The following is a 12,520-nucleotide window of genomic DNA, read 5'->3' as shown; positions in this document are numbered from 1 at the left end:
ATTTATGGCACGTAAAATTAGACGTGAAGGCGAAGAGGCCGCAGTAGATTTAACGCCAATGTTGGACGTTGTATTCATCATGCTGATCTTCTTTATCGTAACGACCTCGTTCGTTAAAGAAGCAGGTATAGATGTACTTCGCCCTAAAGCGACAAAAGCTATACAAAAGCCGTCAGCCACTATCTTTATTGCTATCCGTGCAAACGGTGAAATCTGGATGGATAAACGTGCGGTAGACGTTGAGCGTGTAGGTGCAACAGTTGAAAAGCTGTTGGCTGAATCGCCAACTGATACAGTGATTATTCAGGCAGATAAAGAAGCTAAGCATGGTGTTGTGGTTTCTGTAATGGATCAGATCAAGCTGGCTGGTATCGATAAGATTTCGATCGCTGCGGAGAACAAGTAATATGGTAAGGTTATTACTATCACTGGTAGTTGGTGCGGTAATAACGTTTTTCCTGTATGTGTTGATGGCATTCCTTATAGGTGGGGATGATACGTTCACCAATGCTAAAAAGGAACAAATCGTTATTGAAATAAACTCGACACCGCCTGAGTCTAAAGCTCAGACTCGTGTTCGGGTACCGCCACCACCACCACCGCCGCCGCCAGAGCCACCAAAGGCTCCGGTTGCTGAACCCGCGTCAACAGACACTGGGGGAGTCATTGGCTTCAACATGCCTACTGTTGATGTAGGTGGTGCAAGTTCAGGATTAGGCGATCCTTCTTCAGCAATGATGCGTGATGGCGATGCAACTCCGATAGTTCGTATTGAACCAAAATACCCTGTGCAAGCTGCTCGTGATGGCCTGCAAGGGTGGGTGAAAATGCGTTTTACTATTCTGGAAGATGGCAGCGTTGGCGAAGTTACTGTTGTAGAAGCTGAACCTAAACGTGTATTCGACCGTGAAGCAATTCGTGCTCTGAAGCGTTGGAAATATTCACCAAAAGTGGTTGATGGTAAAGCGGTGCAGCAACCAGGTATTATGGTTCAGCTGGACTTCTCCTTAGATCAGGCTGGGGGTTAACACTATGAAGAAAATAAGTTCACTTACTTCTGCGTTGATCGTATTGGCTAGCTTTGGTGCGACCACTCTGAGTTCTTATGCTGTTGCAGCTCCGAACCCGGCGAAAATTGAAGAACGCAAAAACCGTAAGACGACTGTTGTTGGCGAACGGGTAGGTAAAGCCATTGGTAAAGCCTACGAGTTGTATAGTGCTGAAAAGCTGAATGAAGCTATTGCTGTGTTGTCAGACATTGATGCCAGCAACGAGTTTGATAAGGCTTTTGTAAATCGTTTTTTAGGCAACATGTGGGCTGCGAAAGACGAGAAGAAGTCGATCAACTATTTACGTCAGGCTATAAAACCTGATTTATTGAGTTTCACCGATCAAGCTGCTTCTTTACGTTTGTTAGCCGATTTGTTGTTAAGCGATAAGCAATACAATGAAGCGATCAAAACCTATTACCAGTGGATTGATTTCACGGGTGAACAGGATGCGAACCTTTATCTGCGTATTGCCAGTGCTTATATGGAAACCAAGCAGTATCAGAAGGTGATTGAACCTGCTGATAAAGCTATTGCACTGCAAGATAAAGCTAAGCCAAACGCTGGTCCTTATACGTTGAAGTTTTCAGCTTATTACGAGATGAAAAACAACAAAAAAGCGATCGAAGTGTTAGAGACTACAGTGCAGATTTTCCCTTCGGAAAAACGCTGGTGGACTTATCTGGCTCAGTTTTACAGTATTGAAGAGCAATACGAAAAAGCTTTAGTGACCTTAGAAGTTGCTGCAAGGCAAGGTATGCTGGATACAGCCAACGAGTTTAAATTGTTATCTCAGCTGTATTCAAATGCCAATATTCCTTACAAAGCGGGCACAACGCTGGAAAAACATATTAAGTCTGGTTTAATCCCTAAAGATAAAACTATGCTGAACAGTATGGCCAGTTCGTTCCAGGCAGCGCGTGAAATGGATAAAGCCGCTCAGTATTACGGTGAGTCAGCTCAGTTAGACAATGATGCCGATGCTTATCGTCGTCAGGGGTCATCACTGATCCTTGCTGAAAAATACTCTGCCGCTGTAGTGGCTCTGAATAAGTCATTGGACGCTGGCGTAAAAGTCAAAGGCCCAGTGTATTTGGCTCTGGTTGAAGCTTACTTCTATCAGAACAAGTTCAGAGATGCCTACCAGGCTGTGCAAAAAGCGAAAGCTGATCCTAAATTTGCCCGTCAGGCTGCAAGTTGGGAAACCTACATTAAAGAACGCGCCAGTAAAAATAACGTGACGCTTTAATTCTTTAAAAAACCCTGCTTCGGCAGGGTTTTTTCTTTCTGTCATTTGTAACTTATCCGCATTTTATTCTCTTTGTTCGTCTGATTTCTTCCTCCTTCCAGATACTGGCTGTTGTTGTTTGTACAGCAGGGCAGGGTTGTCTATGTTATTTATTTTGCTGCGAATTGCTGCTTCAATCGACAGTTAGTTTAAAAAATACGCGAACGGTTAAGCCTTTCTAAAAAACTGTTGACACCTTTGGCCTCGGCCCCTAGAATTCGCCTCGTCTTGTAGGGGATTGCTCAGCAACTTCTACAATTGGTGTGGGGCTATAGCTCAGCTGGGAGAGCGCTTGCATGGCATGCAAGAGGTCAGCGGTTCGATCCCGCTTAGCTCCACCAAAGATTTTGTTCCAGTGTCCCTTTCGTCTAGAGGCCTAGGACACCGCCCTTTCACGGCGGTAACAGGGGTTCGAATCCCCTAAGGGACGCCAACAAAATCTGACAAACTGACTGTAGTGTCCCTTTCGTCTAGAGGCCTAGGACACCGCCCTTTCACGGCGGTAACAGGGGTTCGAATCCCCTAAGGGACGCCAATTAGTCAGTACAAAATGTGATGTTTATGCGCCTGTCCCTTTCGTCTAGAGGCCTAGGACACCGCCCTTTCACGGCGGTAACAGGGGTTCGAATCCCCTAAGGGACGCCAACATCATATGAAGTTTTATCCAGTGTCCCTTTCGTCTAGAGGCCTAGGACACCGCCCTTTCACGGCGGTAACAGGGGTTCGAATCCCCTAAGGGACGCCACTTCAGCGTTATATCTGTAAGTGGGGCTATAGCTCAGCTGGGAGAGCGCTTGCATGGCATGCAAGAGGTCAGCGGTTCGATCCCGCTTAGCTCCACCAAATTCTACAGCGTCATTTTCATCTTCATAATGTTCAAATACCTAATCCCATTTATCTTCATTATCAAGCCAGGCTCAGGCGCTACATAGATTTTATCTTTACCCTTTCACATCAATAAAAAAAGCGACTTTGCAGCCGCTTTCTGACAATCCTCAAATTTCGTTACATTTTCACTCTAGACTCAAAACCAAAGGCAGCATTAAATCTGCGATAACAGGTTGGGCTTCCAGGTTCGGATGCAGTCCATCTGCTTGCATCCAATGCTGTTTTAACGCTATGGTCTCCATAAAGAAAGGCCAAAGCGGTATTTGCTGCTCTTCTGCGACTTTCGGATATAAATTAGTAAATTGTGTGGTGTAACGTGGGCCATAGTTCGGTGGAATACGTATTTGCATTAATACGGCCTTACTGTCCTGTTGTTTGATGTGCTCTGCCATCTTAGTCAGGTTGCTTTCTAGTTGTGGTATTGGAAAGCCACGCAGGCCGTCATTTGCACCTAACTCGATCAACACATAATCGGGTTGGTGTTGTTCCAGCAAGGCGGGTAAACGGGCCAAACCTCCGCCTGAGGTTTCGCCACTGATACTGGCATTGACTAAGGTCCAGTCACTGGCTTGTTGGTCCAGCTTTTGTTGCAGCAGATAGACCCAACTTTGTTGTTGGCTTAATCCATAACCGGCGCTCAGACTATCGCCAAGAATTAACAGCGTTTTGGCCTGCACTGCAGCTGCAGTGAACGACAGGACCAAAAGCATAACGTAGATCAATCGAATCATGAAAACACCTATACCTCATATTGTTGCAAAAGATGTTGTGAAAACTGTTCAGCTCACTGGATCTGAGCTTACCATACTGCAAGATATCCACCTTACGATCAATCAGGGCGCGACAGTTGCCATAGTGGGAGCTTCAGGTTCAGGCAAATCCACGCTGTTAGGTATATTGGCAGGTTTGGATTTGGCGTCTTCCGGTGAAGTCTATCTGGCTGGCCAGCCGCTGCATAAATTGTCTGAAGACGAGCGCGCTGAATTAAGAGCCCGTTCTGTTGGTTTTGTGTTTCAGTCATTTTTGCTGTTACCCAGCCTGACTGCTCTGGAAAATGTCACTTTGCCTGCCGAGCTGGCAGGTATGCCTGACGCGAGGGCTCGTGGTCTCGAGCTGCTGGCGCAGGTAGGCTTAAGCCACAGAGCTGATTTTTTCCCCAATCAAATGAGTGGTGGCGAGCAGCAACGAGTTGCCATTGCCAGAGCCTTTATTACCAAACCTGCCGTACTTTTTGCAGATGAGCCCTCAGCTAATCTGGATAGCGCCACAGGCGAAAAAATTGAAGATTTATTATTTGAATTAAATGAGCAACAAGGCACAACCTTAGTGCTGGTGACTCACAATCATGAATTGGCACAACGTTGCCAATACAGATTCCAGATGCATGCAGGCCGTTTAGCCGCCGATTTAACTCAGACGACAGAGGATAAACGCCATGTGGGGTAAAATCGCCTGGCGGCTGTTCTGGCGCGAATTAAGCAGAGGCGAGTTATGGGTGATCGCTTTCTCATTATTCCTGGCTGTATTAACTGTTGTCAGTTTGTCCGGTATCACAGAATCTGTGCGTTCTGCTTTGTATCAGCGCAGCGCCAATTTTATAGCCGCAGATAAAATTTTGCGCTCGAGCATAGGTTTTAACGAACAGATCCAGCAAAAAGCTGACGAGTTGCAGCTGCAGTCATCCCGTCAGGTGCAGTTTAACTCTATGTTGTTTGCCAAGGATTTAATGCAGCTGGTTTCGGTGAAAGCTGTTTCGAGAGGTTATCCACTGCGTGGCGAGCTGAAATTAAGTTCTTCAGTCGCCGATCCCAGCCTTGTGGCTGCACTTCAGCCTAATCAGCTTTATCTGGAAAGTCGTCTTTATAGTTTGCTGAATATTAAAGTGGGCGACAGTCTTGAACTGGGTGAAAAGGAATTTATCGCGGCTGGTGTGATAGTGGCTGAACCTGATGCGCCGCTGTCGGTATTTGGCAGCTCACCTCGTATTTTGATGCATCTGGATGATGTGGCTGCTACTGGTATTATTCAGCCTGGCAGCAGAATTACCTACCGTTTAATGTTTGCGGGTAGCCAGCAAGATCTGGAGTTATTAGAGACGCAAAATAAAGAACAGTTAGGCCCGCAGGACAGATGGCAAAAAATGGACAGAGAATCCGCTATAGGTGGCGCTCTGGACAGATCGGAGCGGTTTTTATTGCTATCAGGCCTGTTGGGTATAGTACTGGCCGCCTGTGCCGCTGCTGTGGCCGCTAACAGATATAGCCAGCGTCATGCCCGCTCTGTGGCTGTGATGAAAGCTCTGGGTGCTACTACGACCTTAAGCCGGAAAATTTATGGCAGTCACCTGTTGTTTGTGGTGATTTTCAGTGTTGGTTTTGGTTTAGTGGCCGGGCAGTTATTGGTGCAGTTAAGCCAATGGGGTGTTGCACTCTGGATGCCTGACTATTTAGCAGAATTCAGTGTCCGGCCTTTAGGCCTTGGAGTTTTGACCGCCGCCATTTGCGCTGTCTTGTTTTCAGCCCGGCCTTTGTGGCGTCTTGCTGCAGTACCGGCACTTAATGTGCTGCGCGAAAAACCGGACCAAATGAAATTTGACCCCGTGCATTTAATCAGCGGCTCAGTAGCTATCTGGTTATTGATGTGGCTCTTTAGTGGTGACTTATGGATCAGCAGTTGGCTATTTGTTTTGTGCCTGGTATTCGCTGCTCTGCTGATGGGGTTTGCCGCTGTCATGGTCCGGGTGGCTAAGCCGATGGCCGCAGGTCAAAGCAGTGCTTTACGGCTGGCGCTGGCGAATTTACGCCGCAGATTATGGCCAAATGCTTTTCAGTTGATCACTTTTAGTCTGGCTTTGTTTTTAACTCTGCTGTTGTATTTCTTGCGCTCTGAGTTGCTGGATCAATGGCAACAGCAAGTGCCTGAAGGAGCGCCAAATCAGTTTTTGGTGAATTTAACAGAGCAGGACAAAACCTCACTGCAACAACTGGCTATTCAGCATAACTTAGAGCTGACCGAGTTTTACCCTATGGTGAATGGCCGGGTACTGGCGGTGAACGGTGAAAACTTTGCCGATGAAGCCACCAAAGAAAAACCTGAACAACGTCAGGGTGTTGGGCGCGAGCTGAATCTAACCTGGTTAAACCGTATTCCGGACAACAACGAAGTGGAAAGCGGCCAGTGGTTTAGCGCTGATTCCAAAGCTGAAGTGTCGGTAGAATCACAAATGGCGGAACGACTGGCATTAAAACTGGGCGATAAGTTGCAATTTTCTGTCGGGGGCCAGGTATTTGACGCCACTATTACCAGTATTCGCAAAGTGGACTGGAACAGCTTACAGCCGAATTTCTATATGGTGTTGTCACCTGATCTGATGCAAGGATTTCCTGCCACTTATATCACAGCTTTTTATCTGAATATGTCAGAGCAGGAGTTGTTGAACCAGATAGTGCGGCAATTCCCGACTGTCAGTCTGATTTCTGTGGATACCATTTTAAAACAGGTGAACGATATCATCAGCCAGGTCTCTGTGGCTTTAACCTTTATTCTGATTTTGGTTTTTGCTTCCGCTGTCCTTGTGCTGGTGGCGCAAGTGCAGGCCACGCTGGAGCAAAGGGAACAGGAGTTGGCTATTTTGCGGACTTTAGGTGCTAAATCGGCTTTTTTAAAAGCGGCGCTTTTGTATGAGTTTGCCGCTTTGGGGGCTTTAGCCGGGCTTTTTGCCACTATTCTGGCAGAAGTACTGCTGGCTGTAGTACAACAGCAGTTCTTTGATTTGCCTTACCAGCCGCACTGGAATTTGTGGTGGCTTGGTCCTGTATTGGGTGTCGCTTTAGTCACAGTGCTTGGTGCATGGCAGGTCAGGCAGCTGCTGAAAATGTCAGGCAGTACCTTGTTACGACGCGCCCTTCAAAACTGAAGGGCGTTTAAGGCATCTTTAAGATGGCTGTGGTTAAACTGAAAACCATGGTCCAGTAAACGTTTGGGTTGCACATTCTGGCCAAATAACAGTAAATCCGCCATTTCGCCAAAAACTAAACGCAATACAAAAGCAGGCACTGTAAAAGGTGCCTTTTTGCCAAAACGTTCTGCCAGCAACTGACTGAATTGCTTGTTGCTGACAGGGCGGGGGGCAGTTGCATTAAAGGGCCCGCTTAAGTCATCCCGTTGCAGTAAGAAATCAATCAGACGCACCATATCTTCCAGATGGATCCAGGACATAAATTGTTTGCCATCCCCTATAGGGCCACCTAAACCGAGTTTAAACAACGGCAGCATTTTTGCTAAAGCTCCGCCTTGACTGCTTAGTACTATGCCTGTGCGTAGCAGACAGACTCTTGTCTGTGGACTTGCAGCACGTTGAGCCAGGTTTTCCCAACGGGCACAAATATCGTGGCTGAATTCAGGGTAAAAAGAACTGTGTTCTTCCGTCACTATTTCACTGCCCTGACGACCATAAAAGCCTATGGCAGAGCCGTTGATCAAGACTTTAGGTGGGGTAGTCGAGTGCTGGATTTTCTCTGCCAGTGCTTCTGTTAATTGCCAGCGACTTTGGCAAATGTTTTGTTTTTGCGATTCGCTCCAGCGTTTATCCGCTATAGGCTCGCCGGCCAGATTGATCACTGCATCGATGTGGTTGAAGTCAAAATCGTCAAGTGATTGCTGATAATCAGCCTCAATACCAAGAGTTTCTCTGGCTTTAGCTGAGGAGCGGCTAAGGACAAAAAGTTGATGCTGGCCTTGCCATCCTGCAATGAGCGCACGGCCTATCAGTCCGGTGGCACCGGTGATCAGGATCTTCATAAGTAAAAGCCTCCACAACTAAAGTATTGAATACACTGCCAAGTATAAGCGTATTAATACGGTCGCGAGGCTTATTATGGTTCATTGTGGCTTGGCATGAACTTGCTTTAATAGTTCGATACGTTGCTTGATGTGGTACAGCTGGCATTGTTTGTAGTATGCACCTGCAGTTTTGCTATCGGGTAATTGACCAATAAACTGCCAGCGGCAGTCCTGCTCAGTATACAAGGCAAAGGTTTGACGGGCTTTATTAAACAGCTTTAAACCATCCTGACGGCCTGTACTGCTTGCTTGTTCTTCCAGTTTAAATAAGTGGTTGTTTTCCCAGGTGGTTAACTCTCGTTTACTCTGTTCAAGCTGCTGATCCAGACATTGCATATACTCCACTTTCGATAATGTTTTTTGATCACAGGCTTCTGTAGCAGAAAGCGAAAATGCGCTGAAAGTCGTTACGAGCAACAGTAGTTTGATCATTTTAGTCCTGACTCCGGAAAACGAATGACAAAACGCGCCCCACCCAAAGGGCTCTGGGAAACCTGGAGTTCACCTGAGTAGGATTTCACCAACTCAGAGACAATAGAAAGACCTACACCATGCCCTTCTTTGTAGGTATCCAGCCGGGTTCCGCGCTGAAACAATTCTTCTCTTTTATCCTGGGGTATTCCAGGGCCATCATCTTCAATATCCAGTTGCAGCGGTTTGCCAAAAGCACTGATTTTTACCCGTCCGTTACAAGCTTTGCAGGCATTATCAAGCAGGTTGCCTAATATCTCCATCAAATCGGTTTCATCCCCACGAAATACCACCTGATCGGTGCACTGAATTTCAATGAGGCAACCTTTATCCCGATAAATTTTACTTAAAGCTTGCTCCAGTTTATCAATCAAGGGTTTTACTTTAATTTGCTTATGCCATAAATCCTGGCCTGAACTTGAAGCCCGTTTTAACTGATGCTCTATCATGCCGGTAATACGGTCAAGCTGTTCACGCAGCTCAGGCTGTTCAGACAGCTTAGAGGTGCGTAACACGGCTATAGGAGTCTTTAGCGCATGGGCTAAGTCACTTAAGTGATGACGGTAGCGCTGCTTTTGCCTGTTCTGATTGGCCAGCAGCAGGTTTAAGTCTTCTTTAATTTTGTTTAGCTCAGAAGGGTAGTCGTGCAGCAGTTGTTCCTGTTGACCACTTTCGAGCTTGTGGATTTCTTTATCTAAAGAAGTTAAAGGCTTAGTGATCCAATAGTAGGCTAACAAAGTTAAACCTATCAGCACCAAAGCTATACCAATAAACCACTGGCTCAGGGTTTTTCTAAAGGTGTCGAGTGGCTCCTGCAACAGTTGATCATTTTGCACTACATGAATGGTCAGCGGCAGTGTGTTATCACCTAAGTCAAACAGCACAGAAAAAGACAATACCCAGTATTTCTGTTGGTATTGTTCCATCAATACAAATTCATGTGAGGCAGGCAAAATCTGATGAGTGGGCGGGTCAAACTGCTGATTAATAGAAGAATCGGACTGCCATAACAATTCGTTTTCGCTGGTGATAAAAGCGGCCAAACCTGAGTCTGGCCGATAAAAGTCCGGTGGCAGCAGGTTGTTACTCAGCTCCACTTTGCCGTCATTTGGGTGCACTTCGGCTAAAATGGAGTACATATGTACTTCAAGTTTTTGCTCAGTACTGGTCAGCAGTTGGGTATAAAAAGCCTGTTCTATCGCAAAAAATGAACTGGGTAATAAAAAGAACAGCAAAAACAGGCTGATAATACCCTGACGAACCTTGAGCGATAACTGCATTTAGCTGACAACCATGGTGAAACGGTAACCACGTCCACGCAGTGTTTCGATAGGTTTTAACTCGCCTTCCGGATCCAGTTTTTTCCGCAGACGCAATACAAAGACCTCAATCACATTACTGTCCAGATCAAAATCCTGATCATAAATGTGTTCTGTCAGCTCAGTTTTGGAAATGACTTTATTTGGGTTGTGCATAAAGTACTCCAGCACTTTGTACTCATAAGCGGTCAGGCTGACTTCGTCCTCACCAAGCCAGACTTGCTGAGTTCTGCTGTTCAGCTTCACAGGACCAGAATGCAGCATTGGGTCGGGCTGCCCTGCAGCACGTCGAATTAAAGCATTAATACGTGCCAGCAGCTCTTCAGTATGAAAGGGTTTGGTCAGGTAATCATCTGCTCCGGCGTCCAGTCCTTCCACTTTTTCCTGCCAGCTGCCACGGGCTGTTAATACAATGACAGGAGTTTTAATTTCATTCTGACGGGCTTTACGAATAAGACTCAGACCATCCATTTTAGGCAGGCCTATATCAATAATTGCCAGATCATAAGGGTATTCGCTTAACTTAAACCAGCCGTCTGCACCATCATGGGCTACGTCTACGCTAAATTGCTGTTGCACCAAATGCTCGCGGATTTGTTCCGCCAATAAAGTCTCGTCTTCAACAACTAATAAACGCATGGGGCTTCCTTTTTAAACTGGTACAAACAAAGTGGGGTTATGCTAAAACACTCTGTCTGCGGCGGCAATCCTTAACATCAGACAAATCGTTGAAAGTATAAGAACTAAGGTCTGAATTGCTGCTGAACACTTTTACCCGTCGTACTTGAAGCCGCAGCTTTGTTGGCTGCTTTACTTGTGGTACTTCCAATTCGTCAGGTTTATTTTGTTTTAAATATGTAAAAATATTGATGCAAAAAATTGTGTTTTGGCTATCTTTATTGACGAGGTTGCAACTCAAAGTGGTTCTTTTGTCTCTGCTTACCGGATTGTAGTTGCTGGCAACAACCTTCAGCGACACAGTGAAGAGGCAAAGAACTGTTAAAAGGAGAGAACTGTGATGAAAATCGCACTCGTTGCAGCAGTCATGGCCAGTCTGGCCTGTGCAGTTAACTTAACCGTAGCACAAGAACTGGCGAAAGCCCCTTTATCCGTCCCTGCTGCAGCCAAAGTCGCTGATAAAGCCAAGCTGAATATTAATCAGGCTTCTGTAGAGCAGTTAGACGCATTGCCTGGTATAGGCGAAAAAAAAGCTCAGGCCATCAAAGATTACATCAGCGCCAATGGTCCAATTAAAGACCAAAAGCAGTTGACGGAAGTCAAAGGTATTGGTGAGAAAATGGCAGCTCAGATTGCAGAGCATGTCAGCTTTTAAACAGCTTAGCCGCTAAACTATAACCTTCACTGGGTCCTGAACTACGCGCTCGTCAGTTGTCGCCGAGCGCTTTCATTTGTTCATTGGCCCATTGAACTGCAGTGTGGTAGGCATCAGGCACAGACTTACTATCAAGTTTCAGGGATTGGATCAGTGCATTCGCATCATCCCAGGCTGCTTGTTCATAAAATTTAATCAGTTGCAGATACTGCGCCATAGGGCCAACACCATCGATCAGTGCATCTTTAATGTCTTTGGACAGTGGCAGTTTGCTCATCACTGAGTTCATGGGTTCATCCAGTATCGCGTCCATCAGTGACATCATACCGGTTAAAAAAGCTTTGGATCGGTCAGAAAACCCTGCCAGTCTGGCAATATCTTCGGCAAAACGTGCTCTTGTCATTGCCAGACGCATTAGCTCTGCAGGTTTGTCGCTGCTGATTTGGGCGGTAAAAAGCACGGATAAAAAGCGCTTGAGTTCAGCCTGCCCCAATACCACTATGGCTTGTTTAATAGTGGCTATTTCAGAACGACGTTTAAATACGGCTGAATTGGTATAACGCAGCAGCTTGTAAGACAAATGCACGTCCCGTTCAAATACAGATGTAATGGTATTTAAGTCCATTTCTGTTTTTGCTGTCTCGTACAATAATTCAGCCAGCGTCATTTGGGCGGGTGACAAAGCCCGGCTTTGCATCATCTCAGGACGGGAGAAAAAATAGCCCTGAAAATAGTCAAAACCCAAATCCACTGCCTGCTGAAATTCTTCATTGGTTTCTACTTTTTCCGCCAGCAGTTTGATATGGGGAAATTCCTTAATGGCGTCTTTAATTTGTAGCATGGTGTCGATGCTGGTGGCGCGAAAATCAATTTTGATAATGTCGATCAAGGGGTAAAAATGTCGCCAGACGGGTTGGTGAATATAGTCGTCCAACGCCAGAACATAACCCTGAGCTTTAAGTAGTTCACACTCAGCTAATAAACGTTTACCAGGCTGAACTGTTTCGAGTATTTCGATCACCACCTGCTCACAAGGCAACATGGAAGGGTACTTTTTCAATAAAGAATCAAGGGTGAAGTTAATAAAGCCTGGCTTATCCCCCAGAAATTCATCCAGACCTAAATTCAGCTGACTGCCTTCAATCATACGGGAGGTGGCTTCGTTGCTGTCGACTTCAGGAAATACGTTCTCCACACCATCCCTGAATAACAATTCATAGGCAAACAGGTTTTTGTCTTTATCCAGAATAGGTTGGCGTGCAGTGTAAAAGTACATAGGTCCCTGAACAGCTAAACAGAAGTCATGCTTCAATGTAGCAAAGATCTGTGG

The 12,520-nt window shown here is 46.0% G+C and carries 12 protein-coding genes and 6 tRNA genes; 12 read left to right on the top strand and 6 right to left on the bottom strand.

Features of this window, described 5'->3' with window-relative positions; genetic code table 11:
- Positions 1-4 precede the first annotated feature (4 nt).
- The 9 genes from RHEIN_RS04970 to RHEIN_RS04930 all read left to right on the top strand — a co-directional run bounded on the left by RHEIN_RS04970 (position 5) and on the right by RHEIN_RS04930 (position 3,180).
- Complete coding sequence (locus tag RHEIN_RS04970; protein ID WP_008897876.1) at positions 5-406, top strand: ExbD/TolR family protein; 402 nt, start codon at positions 5-7, stop codon at positions 404-406.
- Between the two features lie 64 nt (positions 407-470).
- On the top strand, positions 471-1,028 hold the full coding sequence (locus tag RHEIN_RS04965) for an energy transducer TonB (RefSeq protein ID WP_237704337.1): 558 nt from the start codon (positions 471-473) through the stop codon (positions 1,026-1,028).
- Positions 1,029-1,032: 4 nt separating this feature from the next.
- Positions 1,033-2,298 (top strand): tetratricopeptide repeat protein, encoded by a 1,266-nt coding sequence (locus tag RHEIN_RS04960; protein WP_008897874.1) that lies wholly within the window; start codon positions 1,033-1,035, stop codon positions 2,296-2,298.
- A 304-nt stretch (positions 2,299-2,602) separates the two neighbouring features.
- Positions 2,603-2,678, top strand: a tRNA-Ala gene (locus tag RHEIN_RS04955).
- Between the two features lie 16 nt (positions 2,679-2,694).
- A tRNA-Glu gene (locus RHEIN_RS04950) sits at positions 2,695-2,770 on the top strand.
- A 26-nt stretch (positions 2,771-2,796) separates the two neighbouring features.
- A tRNA-Glu gene (locus RHEIN_RS04945) sits at positions 2,797-2,872 on the top strand.
- A 34-nt stretch (positions 2,873-2,906) separates the two neighbouring features.
- A tRNA-Glu gene (locus RHEIN_RS04940) sits at positions 2,907-2,982 on the top strand.
- A 24-nt stretch (positions 2,983-3,006) separates the two neighbouring features.
- Positions 3,007-3,082, top strand: a tRNA-Glu gene (locus RHEIN_RS04935).
- A 22-nt stretch (positions 3,083-3,104) separates the two neighbouring features.
- Positions 3,105-3,180, top strand: a tRNA-Ala gene (locus RHEIN_RS04930).
- Positions 3,181-3,350: 170 nt separating this feature from the next.
- On the opposite strand, the gene RHEIN_RS04925 is transcribed toward RHEIN_RS04930, so the two are convergent.
- Entirely contained in the window at positions 3,351-3,956 is a 606-nt protein-coding gene (locus tag RHEIN_RS04925) for an arylesterase (protein ID WP_040554537.1), read from the bottom strand.
- On the opposite strand from RHEIN_RS04925, the gene RHEIN_RS04920 reads away from it, so the two are divergent.
- Together RHEIN_RS04920 and RHEIN_RS04915 are read left to right on the top strand one after the other, a co-directional pair.
- The gene (locus RHEIN_RS04920; RefSeq protein ID WP_008897872.1) at positions 3,955-4,671 is read left to right on the top strand and encodes an ABC transporter ATP-binding protein; all 717 of its coding nucleotides are present in this window, start codon (positions 3,955-3,957) and stop codon (positions 4,669-4,671) included. The genes RHEIN_RS04925 and RHEIN_RS04920 overlap by 2 nt on opposite strands.
- Positions 4,661-7,141, top strand: coding sequence for an ABC transporter permease (locus RHEIN_RS04915; RefSeq protein ID WP_008897871.1), 2,481 nt, complete (start codon positions 4,661-4,663; stop codon positions 7,139-7,141). The genes RHEIN_RS04920 and RHEIN_RS04915 overlap by 11 nt, the downstream gene beginning before the upstream one ends.
- On the opposite strand, the gene RHEIN_RS04910 is transcribed toward RHEIN_RS04915, so the two are convergent.
- The 4 genes from RHEIN_RS04910 to RHEIN_RS04895 form a co-directional block, all read right to left on the bottom strand.
- The gene (locus tag RHEIN_RS04910) at positions 7,132-8,025 is read right to left on the bottom strand and encodes a TIGR01777 family oxidoreductase (RefSeq protein ID WP_008897870.1); all 894 of its coding nucleotides are present in this window, start codon (positions 8,023-8,025) and stop codon (positions 7,132-7,134) included. The two genes, RHEIN_RS04915 and RHEIN_RS04910, sit on opposite strands and share 10 nt — an antisense overlap.
- A gap of 81 nt (positions 8,026-8,106) precedes the next feature.
- Complete coding sequence (locus RHEIN_RS04905) at positions 8,107-8,499, bottom strand: lysozyme inhibitor LprI family protein (RefSeq protein WP_008897869.1); 393 nt, start codon at positions 8,497-8,499, stop codon at positions 8,107-8,109.
- Complete coding sequence (locus tag RHEIN_RS04900; protein WP_008897868.1) at positions 8,496-9,818, bottom strand: ATP-binding protein; 1,323 nt, start codon at positions 9,816-9,818, stop codon at positions 8,496-8,498. The genes RHEIN_RS04905 and RHEIN_RS04900 overlap by 4 nt, the downstream gene beginning before the upstream one ends.
- Positions 9,819-10,496, bottom strand: a complete 678-nt coding sequence (locus RHEIN_RS04895) for a response regulator transcription factor (RefSeq protein WP_008897867.1) — start codon at positions 10,494-10,496, stop codon at positions 9,819-9,821.
- A gap of 379 nt (positions 10,497-10,875) precedes the next feature.
- Between RHEIN_RS04895 and RHEIN_RS21405 the strand changes: the two genes are divergently transcribed.
- On the top strand, positions 10,876-11,190 hold the full coding sequence (locus RHEIN_RS21405) for a ComEA family DNA-binding protein (RefSeq protein WP_008897866.1): 315 nt from the start codon (positions 10,876-10,878) through the stop codon (positions 11,188-11,190).
- 52 nt (positions 11,191-11,242) lie between these two features.
- On the opposite strand, the gene RHEIN_RS04885 is transcribed toward RHEIN_RS21405, so the two are convergent.
- Positions 11,243-12,466 carry an EAL and HDOD domain-containing protein gene (locus RHEIN_RS04885; RefSeq protein WP_008897865.1) on the bottom strand — a complete coding sequence of 408 codons (1,224 nt, stop codon included), beginning with the start codon at positions 12,464-12,466 and terminating at the stop codon, positions 11,243-11,245.
- Positions 12,467-12,520: the final 54 nt, after the last annotated feature.

This window comes from Rheinheimera sp. A13L (assembly GCF_000217935.1).
Classification (GTDB): Bacteria; Pseudomonadota; Gammaproteobacteria; order Enterobacterales; family Alteromonadaceae; genus Pararheinheimera.
This window is presented reverse-complemented; position numbering and strand designations above follow the sequence as displayed.